General features: G+C 42.4%; 19 protein-coding genes, 1 pseudogene and 1 riboswitch. Of the genes and pseudogenes, 5 read left to right on the top strand and 15 right to left on the bottom strand.

Going from position 1 to position 17067, the window contains the following annotated elements:
• The first annotated feature begins 425 nt into the window (after positions 1–425).
• On the top strand, positions 426–1595 hold the full coding sequence (locus tag EX191_RS18620) for a D-alanyl-D-alanine carboxypeptidase family protein (RefSeq protein ID WP_193448247.1): 1170 nt from the start codon (positions 426–428) through the stop codon (positions 1593–1595).
• Positions 1596–1808: 213 nt separating this feature from the next.
• Positions 1809–2216 carry an SPOR domain-containing protein gene (locus EX191_RS18625; protein WP_006741205.1) on the top strand — a complete coding sequence of 136 codons (408 nt, stop codon included), beginning with the start codon at positions 1809–1811 and terminating at the stop codon, positions 2214–2216.
• Positions 2217–2266: 50 nt separating this feature from the next.
• Here the strand turns inward: EX191_RS18625 and EX191_RS18630 are convergent, their stop codons facing one another.
• The 5 genes from EX191_RS18630 to cspE all read right to left on the bottom strand — a co-directional run bounded on the left by EX191_RS18630 (position 2267) and on the right by cspE (position 5172).
• Positions 2267–2740: a peroxiredoxin gene (locus EX191_RS18630; protein WP_005396331.1), complete on the bottom strand. Its 474-nt coding sequence runs from the start codon at positions 2738–2740 to the stop codon at positions 2267–2269.
• A gap of 129 nt (positions 2741–2869) precedes the next feature.
• Positions 2870–3883 (bottom strand): adenosine deaminase, encoded by a 1014-nt coding sequence (locus EX191_RS18635; RefSeq protein WP_193448248.1) that lies wholly within the window; start codon positions 3881–3883, stop codon positions 2870–2872.
• 89 nt (positions 3884–3972) lie between these two features.
• Positions 3973–4072, bottom strand: a riboswitch (purine riboswitch).
• 249 nt (positions 4073–4321) lie between these two features.
• Complete coding sequence (locus tag EX191_RS18640) at positions 4322–4462, bottom strand: PA3496 family putative envelope integrity protein (RefSeq protein ID WP_005396335.1); 141 nt, start codon at positions 4460–4462, stop codon at positions 4322–4324.
• Positions 4463–4512: 50 nt separating this feature from the next.
• Complete coding sequence (locus EX191_RS18645) at positions 4513–4722, bottom strand: hypothetical protein (protein WP_053807947.1); 210 nt, start codon at positions 4720–4722, stop codon at positions 4513–4515.
• Between the two features lie 240 nt (positions 4723–4962).
• Positions 4963–5172 carry a transcription antiterminator/RNA stability regulator CspE gene (gene cspE / locus EX191_RS18650; RefSeq protein WP_005396336.1) on the bottom strand — a complete coding sequence of 70 codons (210 nt, stop codon included), beginning with the start codon at positions 5170–5172 and terminating at the stop codon, positions 4963–4965.
• A 391-nt stretch (positions 5173–5563) separates the two neighbouring features.
• On the opposite strand from cspE, the gene EX191_RS18655 reads away from it, so the two are divergent.
• A complete protein-coding gene (locus tag EX191_RS18655) occupies positions 5564–6412 on the top strand; it encodes a pirin family protein (RefSeq protein WP_193448249.1) in 849 nt (282 codons plus the stop codon).
• Between the two features lie 143 nt (positions 6413–6555).
• Here EX191_RS18655 and EX191_RS18660 read toward each other — a convergent pair whose 3' ends face one another.
• The 10 genes and pseudogenes from EX191_RS18660 to EX191_RS18705 all read right to left on the bottom strand — a co-directional run bounded on the left by EX191_RS18660 (position 6556) and on the right by EX191_RS18705 (position 15684).
• A complete protein-coding gene (locus EX191_RS18660; protein ID WP_193448250.1) occupies positions 6556–7404 on the bottom strand; it encodes a patatin-like phospholipase family protein in 849 nt (282 codons plus the stop codon).
• 387 nt (positions 7405–7791) lie between these two features.
• The gene (locus tag EX191_RS18665; protein WP_193448251.1) at positions 7792–8130 is read right to left on the bottom strand and encodes a hypothetical protein; all 339 of its coding nucleotides are present in this window, start codon (positions 8128–8130) and stop codon (positions 7792–7794) included.
• A gap of 633 nt (positions 8131–8763) precedes the next feature.
• The gene (locus tag EX191_RS18670) at positions 8764–9195 is read right to left on the bottom strand and encodes a YccF domain-containing protein (RefSeq protein WP_005373685.1); all 432 of its coding nucleotides are present in this window, start codon (positions 9193–9195) and stop codon (positions 8764–8766) included.
• A 224-nt stretch (positions 9196–9419) separates the two neighbouring features.
• Positions 9420–10352 (bottom strand): Gfo/Idh/MocA family protein, encoded by a 933-nt coding sequence (locus EX191_RS18675; RefSeq protein WP_193448252.1) that lies wholly within the window; start codon positions 10350–10352, stop codon positions 9420–9422.
• A 123-nt stretch (positions 10353–10475) separates the two neighbouring features.
• A pseudogene (locus EX191_RS18680) lies at positions 10476–12132 on the bottom strand (phosphoethanolamine transferase).
• Between the two features lie 22 nt (positions 12133–12154).
• The gene (locus tag EX191_RS18685; RefSeq protein ID WP_279287031.1) at positions 12155–12511 is read right to left on the bottom strand and encodes a diacylglycerol kinase; all 357 of its coding nucleotides are present in this window, start codon (positions 12509–12511) and stop codon (positions 12155–12157) included.
• Positions 12512–12654: 143 nt separating this feature from the next.
• The gene (locus EX191_RS18690; protein WP_085343230.1) at positions 12655–13047 is read right to left on the bottom strand and encodes a glycine zipper family protein; all 393 of its coding nucleotides are present in this window, start codon (positions 13045–13047) and stop codon (positions 12655–12657) included.
• Between the two features lie 117 nt (positions 13048–13164).
• On the bottom strand, positions 13165–14460 hold the full coding sequence (locus EX191_RS18695) for an ATP-binding protein (protein WP_193448253.1): 1296 nt from the start codon (positions 14458–14460) through the stop codon (positions 13165–13167).
• Positions 14460–15173, bottom strand: a complete 714-nt coding sequence (locus tag EX191_RS18700) for a response regulator (RefSeq protein WP_193448254.1) — start codon at positions 15171–15173, stop codon at positions 14460–14462. The genes EX191_RS18695 and EX191_RS18700 overlap by 1 nt, the downstream gene beginning before the upstream one ends.
• Before the next feature lie 214 nt (positions 15174–15387).
• Complete coding sequence (locus EX191_RS18705; RefSeq protein WP_005396349.1) at positions 15388–15684, bottom strand: isoamylase early set domain-containing protein; 297 nt, start codon at positions 15682–15684, stop codon at positions 15388–15390.
• A gap of 284 nt (positions 15685–15968) precedes the next feature.
• Here EX191_RS18705 and EX191_RS18710 point away from each other — a divergent pair, with 284 nt between their 5' ends.
• Both EX191_RS18710 and EX191_RS18715 read left to right on the top strand, forming a co-directional pair.
• Positions 15969–16349 (top strand): hypothetical protein, encoded by a 381-nt coding sequence (locus EX191_RS18710; RefSeq protein WP_193448255.1) that lies wholly within the window; start codon positions 15969–15971, stop codon positions 16347–16349.
• Between the two features lie 82 nt (positions 16350–16431).
• Positions 16432–17031, top strand: a complete 600-nt coding sequence (locus EX191_RS18715) for a thiol:disulfide interchange protein DsbA/DsbL (RefSeq protein WP_104972344.1) — start codon at positions 16432–16434, stop codon at positions 17029–17031.
• The last annotated feature ends 36 nt before the right edge of the window (positions 17032–17067 follow it).

The raw sequence follows: 17067 nt of genomic DNA on the forward strand, positions 1-17067 counted from the left end.
TTTACGCCCAGTATCTCAGTTTAATGCTTGCACCCTACTTAATACCGCAGCTGCTGCCACGTAGTTATCCGGTTCTGCTTTACCTTGTATCCTCATTTCCTTTTTTTTTTGAGATGTGTATAAGAGACAGATCTTTTCCCGTACAAGCTTAGTTTTAGATCTGGCTTGTACGGTTTTTTCTCTGAACACTAATTACATAGCACAACGGCATGATTTCTCGCCTCTTGTCTCATCTTTCTAGACGAAAGCTCTACCTACTTCTCATTATTCTCGACAAACATTGAGTAAAAGTAACTAATCGTAACAAGGTGGCTGTAACTGAGCGCCGTTTCAATATACTCGCTCTTTACCTAGGTAACCCTGCGCTTTGAATTCATTCGGGTACCGTTTGTAAGCCTTAAATGCTACTAAGATAAGATGTCATGATGAGAAAAAGTACTATATTAAACACAGTGTTAATTACAGGGTTCGCTGCTGTATCTTCGTTGGCTTATGCAGCACCAACGGTTGTGCCAAATGCACCGGAACTCAGTTCTCGTGGCTATGTTTTGATGGACTTTCACACTGGGAAAGTGCTGGTTGAACGTGATGCACATAAACGGCTAAATCCTGCGAGCTTAACGAAGTTAATGACGGCTTATGTGGCTGGTCAAGAAATTAACGCAGGTAATATTACTTTGGATGATGAGGTCGTCATTAGCCGAAATGCTTGGGCAAAAAACTTCCCAGATTCCTCAAAGATGTTTATTGAAGTCAATACTTCCGTTTCTTTATCTGACTTATACCGTGGCTTGGTTGTTCAATCAGGTAATGATGCTAGTGTGGCCATTGCTGAACATGTCGCAGGTAGTGAGTCAGGGTTTGTAAGCTTGATGAATAGTTGGGCTGCTAAGCTTGAATTAAATAACACGGCTTTCACCAACCCTCATGGTCTAGACAGTGACGGTTTATATTCGACACCTTATGACATTGCCAAGTTGGGTCAAGCTATTATTCGTGACTTACCTGATATCTACCCACTGTATAGCGAAACCTCGTTTACCTACAACGGCATTACGCAATATAACCGCAATGGCTTGCTTCGTGATCGCAGTATGAATGTCGATGGTATGAAAACTGGTTATACAAGCGGTGCTGGTTACAGTCTAGCGACTTCAGCGACTCAAGGTGACATGCGTTTAATTGCTGTTGTGATGGGAGCAAAAAGTGAGAATATCCGTGAATCCGAAAGCAAACAACTGCTAAGTTATGGCTTCCGCTTTTACGATACGGTAATGCCAACCGAGGCAGGAACGGAAGTTGCGAACGCTCGAGTTTGGATGGGCGAACAAGATGAGCTTAAAGTAGGCGTGGCCAATGACGTTTATCTCACTTTACCAAAAGGGCATGTGAAAAAGCTACAAGCTGAAGTTGAATATAATGGCGATTTGGTAGCGCCAATTTCTGAGCAACAAGTGGTTGGTAAAGTGCTTTACAAAGTCGAAGGTAAAGTTGTGAATGAAGCCGAACTTGTTGCGTTGGAATCAGTGGAAGAAGGCAGCTTATTCAAGCGAATTTTAGACTGGTTTAAGCAATTGGTCGCGAGTTGGCTCTAAAAAACAGCTAACTTCTGCCATTATCACTCTATCTTGTTATTGTTCTATTAAATCAATTTACTAAGGCGGCCAACGTGGTCGCCTTACTTTTTTGGAATACTCGTTGCGCTAAAACATCGAACCTTCTTGTATAGGCTATTTTCGCCTAATTAGAAGCATTTTTGTGTTTTTGAGTGCGAGAAAAAAGAAACTAGAACAAAAATGGAGTGACACGTGCACAAGATTTTATCTTTGACATTGATTTTATCGCTCATGGGCTGCGCTATGCCTTACCAGCAGCAGGTCGATAGTGGCCAATGTGTTGGAGTAATGACCTCTCAGGATGCGTATGGTTATTTAAACCCAAACCATTACACGATGCAGGTACTCGCGCTAAAGCAAGAAAAAGATGTGAAAGATTACATTCGTTATATCGATCCTAAGCATCCGGTTTGGGTTAACTGGAAAAACAGCCGAGGCACGCGTTGGTATACGGTAACTGTTGGCGATTTTAAAACGAAACAGGATGCCTACAATGCGCTTTCTTCACTGCCGAGCCGCGTAAAGCAGTCATCCCCATTTGTGCTGACTTTTGCGGAAATGCAGCGTAAGCAACAAACGAGTGTTGTGAGAATGCGTTAGCCAACAAAAAACGGAAGCGATGGCTTCCGTTTTTGTATCTAAGGGTAAGCTTAAAGCGCCGCTAAAATCGTTTCTGCTTTGCTTGCTTCAAACTCTTTTGGTTCTTCAACGTTAAGTTTGGTCACAATGCCGTTTTCAATGATCATGGCGTAGCGTTGTGAGCGAATACCACCAAAGCCGCCAGTATCCATTTCAAGTCCCAATGCTTTAGTAAAGCTTGCGTCGCCATCACCCAACATCAGGATTTCTGAAGCGTTTTGAGCTTCGCCCCAAGCTTGCATCACAAATGCATCGTTTACAGAAACACACGCAATTAAATCAACACCTTTTGCCTTCAACTCGTCGGCTAATACCACATAGCCTGGTAGGTGAGCTTCCGAGCACGTTGGGGTGAATGCGCCAGGTACAGCGAAGAGTACGACTTTCTTGTTTGCAAACAGCTCAGTAACGTCGTGGTTAACCATACCATCGGCAGTCAATTCGCTTAGAGTCGCAACTGGTAGAGCTTGGCCTTGTTGAATCATGATTTTATTCCTTTTTGTGTGCTAGTTTAGCTTTCTCAGTCTAGCGCTTATAAATGCGGTTAACCACAGAGCTTTTGTAAGGTTTTACCACCTAAGTGTTTGACCTAAGATGTAGCACTGATGGCTTTATTACAACGCTTCATGCTGACTTACGTATTGACTAACGAGATGGCGATACTTCGCTTTCAACTCATTATCGATGAAGCTAGCATCAATCGCATTCATTGTGAATTGAGCTAGTTCATTCTTACTCATTGGGTGTGCGTTGTTGACGGCTAAAAAGTTATCTGTCATGTAACCACCAAAGTATACCGGATCGTCCGAATTAATCGTCACAGCGACACCTTTGCGCAGTAGCTTGACAATATTGTGATCTTTCATATCGTCAAATACACACAATTTAAGGTTCGATAATGGACATACCGTCAGTGGCATTTTGCTTTCAATTAACGACTCGACTAATGCTTCATCGTCAACACAGCGAACACCATGATCCACGCGGCTGACGTGAAGCATTTCAATTGCATCGGTAATGTTTTGTGCGGGGCCTTCTTCACCTGCGTGAGCAACAGTCAGTAAGCCTGCTTCTACCGCTTGTTTAAATACTCGTTTGAACTTAGCTGGTGGATGGCCTTGTTCTGAAGAATCTAGACCGACACCGATGATCTTATCACGGTGTTTCAGAACGGCTTGCAGAGTATCCATAGCGCTTTCTTCTGAAAGGTGACGGAGGAAACACGCAATGATTTGTGAAGTAATGCCGAGCTTCTCGTGCCCATCTTGTAGTGCGCGGGCGATCCCGTGGATAACGGTGTCAAAGTCAATACCGCGCTCTGTATGCGTTTGTGGGTCAAAAAAGATTTCGGTATGAATAACGTTATCCGCTTTACAGTGCAGTAAGTATTCCCAAGTGAGATCGTAAAAGTCTTGCTCTGTACGCAAAACATCCGCCCCTTGGTAATAAAGGTCAAGGAATGACTGTAAGTCTTCGAACTGATACGCGCTGCGTAGTTCACTCGGAGAAGAGTAAGGAATGTCGATGCCGTTTCGTTGTGCTAACTTGAAGAGAAGTTCTGGCTCAAGTGAACCTTCGATATGTAAGTGCAGCTCTACTTTTGGAAGACCTTGAATAAATGCGTTCATATTCCACCTTATGTGTATTGTGGATGCAGTTACTCTAAGAATAGGTATAGATAAGAATAAATCGAACGCTATCACAAAGAGTAAGACCCACGATGATCTCAACTCTTCGTAATCAGCACTTTGCGGGAACTGGTAGAGACCCCCAAACCATATCATTGGGGTTATACGAAGCAAACGAGGCGATTATACGCAAAATTCTCAATTTGGCTATACGCAAATAACCTAGTTGTCAGTAGTCGAAGGATTTTTCTAAGAAAAGTAACTGGCAACCGTATAAGTCACTTGGGTATAGAGGAGCAAATTGGTTTTTGAGCGTGAACGAGGCTCATCGTGTTGTTATAAGCGAGGAAAAGAGTGAGGCTTCGTTTGAGCAAAGGTAGGTGGCGGTACCTTGCACAACGATGGAGCAGAGAGAGAATTGAAAGAGTCAAGGATAGCTTATAGATCAAATAACTTGTCAAATTCTCTTTGTTCCATAATGTCTTCTATACGGCGTCGCGTTTTTTGTTTTACCGCCGCCGCGTTTTGCTCCGACTCTTTCTTGTCTTTTTCTGCTTGCTTCTTACTTTTTCTAGCCATTGGATACCTTCCAAATTAGTTGCATCATTCATTAATGCATGAAAACTGAATTAGTTAACAGTAAAACTTCCTAACTTTGAACCTGAATCACAGAGAATAGTTCCAGATTGCGTTTTCTCACAATATTCAAAATCGATCATATAGCTATGAGAATGAAGCTTAGGTAATACGTGCCTTCGTAAAATATCACCATTTAATTGATGTATTTTAGCGTTCCAAGAGGTGTGAGGTTGTTCGAGATTAAATTCAATTTCTAACATTTATTCTCCTGTTTCTTAGTGATTTTGTCTTTGTTAAGTAATTGATACCAATGCCTTTGACGGCCTGTTCTTTTTGAGGACATGATTTTTCCTATAAATAATAAATTAAGCAGTACTATCCTATTTATTTTAGGTAGCACAAAGCAATGCCTGATATTAGGCTGAGTGATTAAAGTGAGAATATTTTTGAAGGAGAGAGATTTGGTGCAGCATGGGCATGCTACACCAAGAAAAGCAGTCTTATAGAGGAGTTACTTCAGTCGCTTGAGGACCTTTTTTACCTTGCTCTACGTTGAAGCTTACTTTCTGACCTTCAGTCAGTGTTTTGAAACCGTCAGAAACGATAGCGTTGAAGTGTACGAATACATCTTGACCACCGTTGTCTTGAGATAGGAAGCCAAAGCCTTTAGTTTCGTTAAACCATTTTACTGAGCCGTTTACTTTAGACATAAAAATACCTTTGAATTAAACATTAAAATTTGAATTTGTTTTGTGGATCTTTTCTAAGCTATTGAATGTTCAATCAAGAGGAAGTTGTACGCAGGTGTCTGAATTGGGGGATTCAAGATTTTACTGAGAGGAAACTTAAACTAAATGTTGCATTAACAGCTCTCTTCTAAGAGCCAAGGCCTACTATACACCTTGTTTAGGAAATAGCTACACTTATTTTTAAATATATGTCGACAGCTTGGATAAGTGGGCTGTTCGAAAAATTTGAATAAGTAGCTCAAATAGCAAGGCTCATGATTATTTTTCTTCAATCTAAAATAGAACCATATCGATAGCCATGGCTGAACATGCGGTTTGCAAGCGGCCACAAAGGTAAACGAGGAGAAATAGTATGAGCACATTCAGAGAAATTCGTCAGCTTATTCACTCACAACCCACTGCTGATGGTGACGGAGTGAAAATTCGTCGAGTAGCAGGGTTTAATAATGCGAGCTTTTCTCCATTTTTGATGATGGATGAACTTAAGTCTGACGACCGTGCTGATTATGTTGGTGGCTTTCCTCCTCATCCGCATCGCGGCATCGAGACGCTTACTTACATGTTGAAAGGTCATTTCCAGCATCGTGACCACATGGATAATGTTGGTGAGCTTCGTTCTGGTGGCGCTCAATGGATGGCGGCAGGAAGAGGTGTCATTCATAGTGAGATGCCTATTATGCAGGAAGGTGAATTGCATGGTTTCCAAATTTGGATAAACCAGCCTGCGAAAAATAAGATGGCACCGGCTCAATATCATGACTTTCAACCTGAAACGATAACGGAATTCAAAACTCAAAGCTCGGGCGTTGTGCGCTTGATTGCTGGTCATCTGACTATAAACAACGAACGTATTCAGGGGCCTCTAACAGAAACAGGTGTTGCTGCCACGGTAGCCGATTGGAGAGCGATGGTTGGTCACGCTTTGAATTTGACCACGGAGCAAGACCACAACATGATGATTTACGTTTATAAAGGACGTATTCAGGTAAAAGATCGTGAGATCAATCAAGGCGAAATGGCGATTCTATCGAAAGGTGAATGGGTTGAATTACAAGCCGAAAAGGAGAGTGGTGCTCTGATTTTTATTGGCGAACCAATCAATGAACCAGTGGTTCACTATGGCCCTTTTGTAATGAATAGCATGGAAGAAATAGAACAAGCAATCCAAGACTACAATTCAGGATTGTTTGAAAGCTACTAGCATCAACATCCTAACTCCCTTTTCTGTGAGTAGCGCAGTTATCAACAGTTTTGAGCCTGACCATTGGGCTCGACCAGAAGCAAATACGATAATCCACTGCCATCGAATTTGCGTTAGCCACGTCTAATCCACGTGGCTTTTTTCTACTTCTGATTCCATCGCATGATGGCTTCTTTTCCTGCTTCAATACCTAACTCATAAGCTTGACGCAATGGTGCTGGCGAGCGACTCAATCGTTTTAATTTAAATGATTCGGGAGGACACACTTGGATGATTTCGACTCCCGATGGTGGATTGTCGATCAGTGCTAAAGTTTGATTGTAGCGAACTTCACGCGTCAACATCGGCTCAATTAATCCTGGCGTTTTTTTCAACATCCGTTTGGTTAGCGCGCTGAACTTTCCTTTCGGCTTTTGATAGCTGGAGGGTTGGCTGCGTAAAACCATAATCTTTTTGGCTCCTCGCTTTATTGCTTCTGCGACAGGAAGGGCATCAGAAACCCCACCATCAACGTATCGGGTGCCGTTCAGTAAGACACCATTTCGGTAAAGTACGGGAAGCGCGCTGCTGGCTTTCATTGTTTCTGCGAGCTCGTCGATATTAGGAGTATGGTACTCGGCTTGGCCATTGTCTTGACGTGTTACGCCTAAAAAGAAAGGTCTCGAATCCGCTTTTAGTGCGGATTTGTCGATACCAAGCTCTTCGAGAGTGACGTTCCACATCCAATCTAAGTTCATCATATCGCCGCCACGTAGAATCTGAGATGGTGAGATGAATTCTTTCCTTAAACTGTAATCGAGATAGATTTTTAAGTTGCGCCCGGGCATTTTAGCTAAATACGCCGCCAAGTTACTTGCGCCCGCCGATACGCCCCAAAAGCTATCAAATGGAGAGAACTCGTTAGCGAGAAAATGATCGAGTATGCCGCAAGAAAATACACCTCGCATCGCACCACCTTCGACAATCAATGCACGCTCTCCTACTTGTTCCATCACTGTGTTCCATTCTTTACCTATTGGATGAATAGAATGCAGCTTAACGCATAACGGCTTTATACCCAAGTGGTCCTAAGTGCTAGTGCATCTCCTTAAGTAAAAGAAAAGGGCATCGATGGATGCCCTTTTTATATTAAGCCTAGGGAGTTACAGGTTATTGAGCAGCTCATTTAGTGAAAGCGCACTGAATAAATATGTCACTCCCACACAGAAAGCGGCGCCTGTAATTCCGATACTGATCGTTGTTGTAATTAAAAGAAGTGTCATCTTAGACATACAAGATCAAACTCCTTTTTTATATTTAAGTGGGGCGTTGTGCGTCTGGTTATCGTTTGGAATCATAATGCAAGCGCCCTAAGTTTGTTGTTCTAATAAAAGTGATGATCACTTGTCAAAAAAGCAGATAAATAGCACCCAAACTGTCGTTAATGCGAGCAGCGGAGTGAATACTTTCTGTATAGAGGCGCCATCGGTTAGGTTGTAGATTTTGATGGATTCGTTATAGAACGCCCGCTTGAACGCCTTAAAAGAAATATCATTTTTCACATGAGATTGCTCATAGTGTAGGTGTGCTGCGTCTGATAGTTGGTATTCTAAGTCTTGGAGTTCGTACTCTTTGTTAAGAAATGCCTCCCAAGCCGAAAAACGGGCTATCGTTTTTGGAGATTGATTACCCTTTAACTTCTCTAGACGTTTGGCATAAGCAGCTTGATATTTATCCACGGTGTATTCCTGTCTGAATAGACGTTGAGTTAGAACATTTGTAAAAAGAAAAACGAGCAAAAAAAGGGGCTTTACGTTCTATGTCTGTGATAAATGCTAAGGAGCTCAATGATCTATTTCTCTGATGTCGCGAATAATATTGATTGAACTTAAATGCGACAAACAAAATAATTTACTCAAGATAACAACGAATATTTGTTGCCTTTTAAAGAAAAGCGATAGTGATGCGAAGTGGTGGCTTTGATCGGGAAGAAACCTGCTTTCGTAACGGCTTGCGTTTACTGAGAAAAAGTAAACGCTGGAACTATCGCTGGATTGGTGTGAGTTATTTATCGTCAAAAATCATTAATATCAACTATGCTTATAGTTCGACTTTTCGTAAATGAACTCAATTTGGAGGAGCAGAAATAATACTTATTTTTGAGCGTGGGTGAGCTTGGAGAGTTAAGCTAATCCATTGATTAATAAAAAATAAAGTAGTGCAGAGCTAGGATGAACTTCAACTTAAAGGTGACGGTATGGATATACAATCAACCATTATTGAATATGCGATAGCGATAATAGGCTTACTTTTGACGGGAGTTGCCCTCTGAGCACGACGGCCCAGAGGATAGAAAGTATATTGGCTGTTTGTTAGCGGTTGATATTGTACCGAGCCATTGCAGCTTCTTCTGACGACACAACCGTTTTACCAATTGGTGCGAGTGAAATAACCGCAAGCTTCAGGTGTTGGAGTGCAAACGGAATACCAATGATGGTTACAAAACACGCTGCGGCGGAAAGTACGTGACCGATTGCTAACCAAAGGCCTGCAAAGACAAACCAAAGGACGTTACCGATAACGCCTAGAGGGCTCGTACCAATGTCCATTTCATTGGTCAATTCATCGCGTGAAATGGCTTCTTTTCCGAATGGGAAAAAGGAAAAATTACCCATAACGATACACGCACGCCCCCAAGGTATTCCGATGATGCTAATAAAGGCTAAGATACCGAAAAACCACCATAGCAACCCCATAAATACGCCACCAAATACAAACCAAATGATGTTACCGAGTGTTCTCATTCTATTTCCTTTACTCTTGAATGTGATGATGCTGGTTCCTGAGGGGATCGTAATGTAAAACTAAAACCACCAACCGATCCGTTAATGAACGTGAGCCGTTCCCTCATTCACTTGCTTGATAGAATAGCCGAATACGTATTAACAGAGAATGAATGACTCTCTGAAGCTACGTTTGTTTTAGTATAGAGCGTAATACTCGATTAAGCACATAGCCAAGAATTAAGCTACCTAGAGGTAACTTTCTCGATATATTGACAAATTTGCTCTGCTAACTGATGGCTAGCAATGTTGCGTTTCACTACTTCACTAGCGATTTTTCCAGATTCAACGACGCTAAACCAGTCGAGCAACATCGCATGAAAACCTTTGCTCGTCAGCATTGGCGTCCAATCTTTCAAATTGATTTTTTGCTCTTGGTTCGCTTGCCATCGTTTCCCTTCAACGAAAGAGTCGAATTCCACTGCTTTGTTAGCATAACAAGCTTGAACGCGCTCCACAGTCACACCGAAGTGACGATTCATCGAAGCGTGGAGTAAAGTATCTCCGTGTTGCCACTGAATATCTAAACGCGCCAATTGGTCACCCTCAAGCTGATGCGTTATGTAAGCCTCTTTTAAATCGGTTTTGGCTGTCACGTTAATACTGTCTAATGGGTGAATAAAATCATCAAATATAAAGGTACGAATATCGCCTGGTAGTTGGTGACGGTTCTTTTCCCAGCGTAGCGATTTTAGGTCAGAAATGTTGCCTTGCTGTACCTCTGGCATGTGTTGGTTGTAAAGCGGAATATGACGTCGGTTGAAGCCCACATAAAGTGGTTGTTTTTCTTTTTCGGCAATATCGTACAGTTTTTCCACGTCATCAGCATTGTCCGCTAATGGTTTGTCGACAAAGGTTGGGATTCCATGTTGCAAAAAGAATGCTGCGATTTGAGGATGTACGCTTGTTGCCGCATGAATCATTACAGCATCTACGCCAAAGTGCAGAAGCTGCTGGTAGTCTTGACAGGTCTCTGAGATTCGATATTGCTTAGCCAGACTCTCAAGTGCATTTGCGTTGCGGGTACAAAATACAAGTTCGATATTTGGAAGCTGAGTGATAACGGGAAGGTATGCTTTCTGAGCAATATCTCCTAAACCAATAATACCAATTTTCATCCTAGTCCTTATTTCGATGTATGGATGGCAGGTTGTAGTATAACGCTTGGCAAGCTGATGAGTTTAAATGCCTTGTTAGAAAAGAGCCTGACTCACATTTTGAGTCAGGCTTTGTTGGTCCACTTAGGAAGTCGTGCGGCAATCTTTGAATATATCTAACTTGTCGTCGTAGGTTTGGGTTTGTACATCCATAATGCCTAATAAAGAGTGGAATACGTTATCATGTGAGTACTGGCCTGCCTTTTGCGCTTCATTCGACAAACAGTCGGTGTTGATTTGTTTCACTTGCTTAAAGCCGGAAGATAGCCACATGAGCAAAGGAACACGTTTTTGGAAGTCTGGTGCAAGGCCGTAAGGCATGCCATGTAAGAACAATCCGTTTTCGCCTAATGATTCACCATGATCCGATACGTAGATGAGAGCGGTATTATATTGAGACTCTAATGCTTTGAGTTTGTTGATAGTTTCTGCCAATACAAGATCAGTGTAGCGTATCGTATTGTCGTACGTATTCACGATTTGTTCGACGCTACAGTTTTCTATATCTGCACGTGGGCAGTCTGGTTTGAAAAAAAGCTTTGTCTCTAGGATAACGCTGGAAGTAGGTAGGACCATGGCTTCCTATAAGATGCATGGCGACAACGCGATTGCCGTGCATATCCGCAACTTCTTGATCAAAGTGATCTAACAGCGCCATATCGTAACAGGTTTGACCGTTACACAGAGGACTTGCTTGCTTTCGGTTAACTTCAATTTTCTTGATCTTGTGGGCGACTTCTTTGTCTCCGCCGTCGTTTTCTTTCCAGATGAGGTCAACTCCAGCGCGCTGCATGATGTCGAGAGCATTATCTTGGTTATCTGCCTTGGTCCGTTCAAACTCGCTTCGCGTGAGCTGAGAAAACATGCAAGGCACAGATACTGCAGTTGCAGTGCCACAAGACGCAACCTCTTGAAATGAAATCACATCCAGCTTACTGGTGTAAGGGTTTGTCTCTCGCTTATAGCCATTGAGTTGGTAGTTCTGCGTTCGAGCGGTTTCTCCGACAACAAACACCAGTAGTGTCGGCTTGTTCTGTGCTTGCTTTACTGCGCTATCTGACTGCTTTGCATCGATTCCAATCTCGCGATACGGCTCTGGCGTGGTGAAGTATTTCTCCTTTACATACCCAGTCGCGCTGTAAACGAATTGAGTGGGAATAATGATTTTTTTCAGATAGCTGTTATTGCGACCGACAGATGCATAGTCTTGGTAGTAAACACTGGCAATAACAGCAATTACTGCAAGAGATGACAACATCGACACCAACTTCGTGAGAGAAAAATACAGCAATTGGTGGCGCTGAGATTGCAACTTGACCTTATAGACAATCATCGCAGGGACGCCCCCCATAAGTAGCGTCCAGATTACAGAATAAGTACTCAGGTAAGAGCTTGCCTCGCTCGAATCGGTTTCAGCAATATTAGCAATCATTCCAGAATCGAAAAGCGTGCCATAGTTGTAACTTGCGTAGCTCACCATACTCGAAATTATGAGCAAAATAATAAAGAATGGCTTTCCAACCCAAGGCCAACTAAATAAGTTAAAAAGGAAATTGAGCGCGGCAAGAAAGAAAATGGGTATCGTAATAATAAAACCAATTTTGACATTATCTAGGCTTGAAAAAATACCATTCAGCTCTTTGTAAATAGGAATGTTTACAACCAGCGCGAAATAGAGTGCCAACAAGAAAGTAAAGGTAACGTACGAGATACCTTTTTGTTGCAAATTATGTGTCTTCATAAGTAAATGTCTTGAATCAAAATCAGAGCAAGAACGAAGCCCAAACAAAAAGGGCAAGAGTGAGCGCAACAAATACTGCAGCCGAGCCGATATCTTTGGCTCTACCACTGAGCTCGTGCCAGTCATCGCTAACACGGTCGACAACCGCTTCTACGGCGGAATTAATAAGTTCGACGATCAGGACCAATAACACGCTACTGATCATCAGTACTCTTTCAAATGTGGTGACTGGAAGGAAAAAAGCACAGACGGAAAGCACTAAGGCTAGAGTCAATTCTTGTCTGAAGGCGGCTTCGTATTTCCATGCGGCTTTCAATCCCTGAAATGAATAGCCGGTCGCATCCATGACACGGCGTAGACCTGTTTTTCCTGGCTTCAAAATATGACCTTACTACAGCTTAATAATTTAAATTGTGCATCTATCCAAACGATGAAAAGAGACTAATCGTTCTTGCGTGAAACATTTGTGAATGGCATTCATCACACAACGATATAGGGTTTGAATAAGAAAAAAGAGTTGAATTAATCAAGGTCGTAGACGGTATAGCCTTTATTCTGAAGGCATTTTCGCAGTACAAGAGATTGTGTTTTGGTGGAGTCATTGCTTCCACTCAACGCTCCGGCCCCTGCTCCTACAGCACCGCCTGCAGCGGCACCCACAGCAGCCCCACCTATCCCGCTTTCTAGCGCTCCAGCTGCTGCCCCAATTAGTGCACCTGTAACTGCGCCATTAGCGGCTTCAGATTTTGCAGCTTCCGTTTTGTCTACGTTGTCCGCATACCCTTGGCAATAAAGAAAATCTTGTTCATATTTAGCAGGATCAACATTGGTCATGTCGACAACAGGCTTTTGATTATAAGTACAAGCGCTAAGAGTAGAGGCAAACGTCATAACCAGAATAAAAGGTTTGTACATGAGTATTATCCATTTGTTCTGTGAATTTATGGATTAAATGTACACTGTTTTATTGTTGAGCTCTGTCGCTGGAGTGTATTGAAGTGTCGTCTTCTGTAAAGGAGGAAAGACGTTAACTTAACTGTCTGATTTTGGAAGACGAAGTGTGAAGCAAGCACCACCAAGTGGGCTATGAGAAATCGAAACCTCGCCATGTTGAAGTTCCATTATCTGCCTGACGATCGCCAAACCAAGCCCAAATCCACTCGTGTTTTTGTTTCGGGACTCATCGGCGCTATAAAATGCTTCAAAAAGGTGAGGCCAATGCTGCTCTTCTATACCTATACCATCATCATGTACATGGATTAAGCAGCTTTGCTGATCACTTTTTATCTCAACCATAATTTGAGTATTTGCGTATCGCATTGCATTGCGTAGCAGATTATCCAAGGCACGTTTTAGCAGTTTTGGATCGGCGAATGCGCGCGCGTTTTCAGAGTTTGTTTCATTGAGTGAGATAGATAATTTGGTCTCTTTTTGCCATCTCTGTTTTAACTCATTAACTAACTTGGCGAGCGCTACGTTTTCTGTTTGCAACGCCGTATCTGGGCGTTCCATTTTGGCGTAATAAAGCAGCTCTTCAACCATGTCTTCCATCTCGTCAATGTCCTCGACGATACTACGTATATGCTTTTTCTGTTGTTCGGTTAATGTAGAGTCCGATAACAAGTCAGCTTGCCACTGTAAACGAAAAATAGGAGTGCGTAATTCATGCGCAACTGCATTGGTCAGCATTTTATTGCTAGTGATCAGGCGAGAAACTTTGTCAGCCATCGTATTAAAGCTTTTGTTCAGCGTTCCAACGGACTTGGCGCTTGAGGTGCTTGCTCGTGCTTTGAAGTTGCCTGAAGCAAACTCTACCGTGACTCTTTCTAACTCACGAATTCGACGGCTCAAAAACCAGATCAGCAGTATGCAATACAGAGCAAATCCGGCTAAAAAGAATAACCATACAATGTTGTCATCAAAGTTAATCGCCTGAATAACTGAGCTATCCGGATCATCGATCATTTTGAAAATAGGGGTGTCCGCATCTAGGCGGAACCATATATCCCTTTCTTCGTCGTAAGCCACGTTAACAGAGGTGTCACTTTCAAATGCTTTTCTGATGTCCTCTGGAAGTTCTTCGAGCGTGTGAGGAATCAACAAGCGATGGCTGGACGTGGCAAATTGCTCAAGCTGTTGTTGAGTGTATTCTAGTCCGTGCTCTTCGTAGATAGGGTAGATAAGATCGTGGAAAGCTTGACCTTCTTGCTCTTGTAGCAGGTAATCGTAATCTGTGTTGATCTCATAGACCAAGAATTCGTAACCCCACAAACTCACCATAAATAGAATGATAAGACCGACAAAGCTTTCCAGATAAATCCGTCTCATTATTCATTCCATGCATCAGGCATAAATAGGTAGCCTTTGCCGCGAACCGTGATGATTTTTTGTGGAGAGCAAGAGACATCGCCTAATTTTTTTCTCAATGTCACAATACGGTTGTCAATGGTGCGATCTGTACCGTCGTACTCAATACCACGTAGTGTTTTCGTTAACCACTCACGTGAGAGTGTTTTTTCTGCGTGTGTTGCGAGAATCCATAATAAATCGAACTCACCGTCAGTCAGCGCAATTTCTTCCTGGTTCATGACGCATGATTTACGTAATCGGTTTAAACACAGTACTCCAATTTGTAGACCGTTTTCGGACTCGGTAGAGGCTGCCTCTTTTCTTCTCAATAGCATGCGAATGCGTGCCAGCAGCACACGAGGTTTGATTGGCTTGGTAACAAAGTCATCGGCGCCAATTTCTAATGCGGCGACGTGATCGAAGTCGTCATCACTCGCTGTCAGCATCAACACTTTGCCTTTGTAGCATTCACGGATTTGACGACATACGCTCAGGCCGTCTTGTCCAGGTAGCATCAAATCTAACAAAACCACGTCTGGCTGTGTGTCAATAATCGCTTCGGGTGCGTCTGTCCCGTTGTCGATACATTTGACCTGGAAACCTTGTTCAACAAAATACTCTCCCAGCATAGCTTGTAATTTGGGATCGTCTTCCACGATGATTAAAGATGGTTTGACTTGTTGTGCGTTCATTTGAGTGATGTATACAATATTTAATATCACTGGAACTTAAACAAATTTACGAATTATTTCAAATAAAGCTTTCTCAGAATAAGGTTATCGGATGAGTTGATTCGATAAATACCCCAAGTAATGATTCAAACTTAATCATTAATCACATTATGAAGAGGCTAAAAAAGGCGCAACTGCTGCGCCTTAATATGGAATATTAGAGTGAACTTACGTTTTATTCGGTGGTGCACACGACGCTGTTGTCGCTGCCAAAAGCATTGGGAACATAAGCGTCGGCTTGAGGATCGTTTTCCCACTTTGCATCATTGAGCAAGTAGCGGAACTGAACATTCTGCTCTTTAGGTAAGCGCGTTTTAAATTTAAATTGACGGCTTTTCTTCACTAATTTCATCGGTTCTGGCTGCCAGTTGTTAAAATCCCCAGCAATATGGATGGAGTCCCACTGGTCTTTATCTAGCTCGAACGTGACTTCAACTTCATCTTTTGTCTTAAAGAATCTCTTTTTAAGCATTGATCTTTCCTTGTTCGTACAAAAACTGCTCTAACTATTACTCGTGTTTCATAACGATTTCAAGTTTTATCGAATTGTCGCTGGTATCAGGTGAAGAACTATCTGAATGATGAATAGCTTAATCGCTATGAGTTCATGTGAGAGGGGAGCGGTATTGAGAAGCCTCAAGGATATAGAACCGTTAACGTACCAAGTTTTTAGGCGAGGCGGAACTCAGAGTCCGTATCTTGAAGTCAAATCGTTATCATGTATTATCTTAAATCACCATTTTTGTTGATGTAGCTATGTTGAAGTTTAACCGTACATTGTTGACCGCGATAGTTTGTTTAGCCGCTATGCTTTTGAGCAGTGTCGCTCCTATGGCGAAGGCTTCAGCCCCGGTGAAAACAATTGAAGTACGCGATATTATTGTTCAACAGGCTGCTCTGCACAAACAACTTGGCGTCAATGACGACTGCGTAGAGTCACATCACGATGAGTCAACTATCAATAAGGTGCAACAGTCTCACACGAGTTGTAGCTCTTCCTGCATGGTCAAAATTCCCGCCAACTTATCTCAAAACGACTTACTGCTTCTTCCTTGCAGCCTTGCATTGATTGATAGGCCTTTAGTCGAAAAAGTAGTGACAGTGATCACCAAGCTTTATCGTCCTCCGATTGTTTAATTCCTCATCTCAAATTACTTGGGGTCCCCCCTTTTTACCAAATGAAATGATTTGGCATTTGAATGCCACAAGGAAATAAACAATGAAAAAACTACTTGCCTTATGTAGTGCACTTTTACTGACTTTTACCGCTCACGCAGCGCAATTTGAAGAAGGGAAGCACTACAAAGTTCTGGATGTTAAGAAAGCATCGAAACCTGTTGTGACGGAATTCTTTTCTTTTTATTGCCCACATTGCTACAAGTTTGAGTCGCTTATTGAGCGTTTAAAACCTGCTCTGCCAAAAGAGGCAAAGTTTGAAAAGGTACATGTGGGGTTCATGGGCGGAGATATGGCGATTCCGATGGCCAAGTCCTACGCGACGATGGTATCGCTCGGGGTTGAAGATACAATGATTCCTGCCATGTTTGCCCAAATTCATCAAAAGCGACAAGCGCCAAAAGATGACGCTGAGCTGAAACAGCTCTTCGTTGATAATGGCGTAGAAGGTAAGAAGTTTGATGCCGCTTACAATAGCTTTGCCGTAAACTCAATGCAGAAAGGCTTTGACAAACAATTTGCAGCCAGCACGTTAAGAGGGGTTCCAGGTGTGGTTGTGAACAATAAATACATTGTTTTGGCCAACGAAATTCGTACTTACGACGAGTACAATCAATTAGTTAATTACTTATTGACGCTGTAACTATAAATAGCATTGATGCTTAAAAATGGCGACGAT

The organism is Vibrio chemaguriensis (assembly GCF_012275705.1).
GTDB classification, from domain to species: Bacteria; Pseudomonadota; Gammaproteobacteria; order Enterobacterales; family Vibrionaceae; genus Vibrio; species Vibrio diabolicus.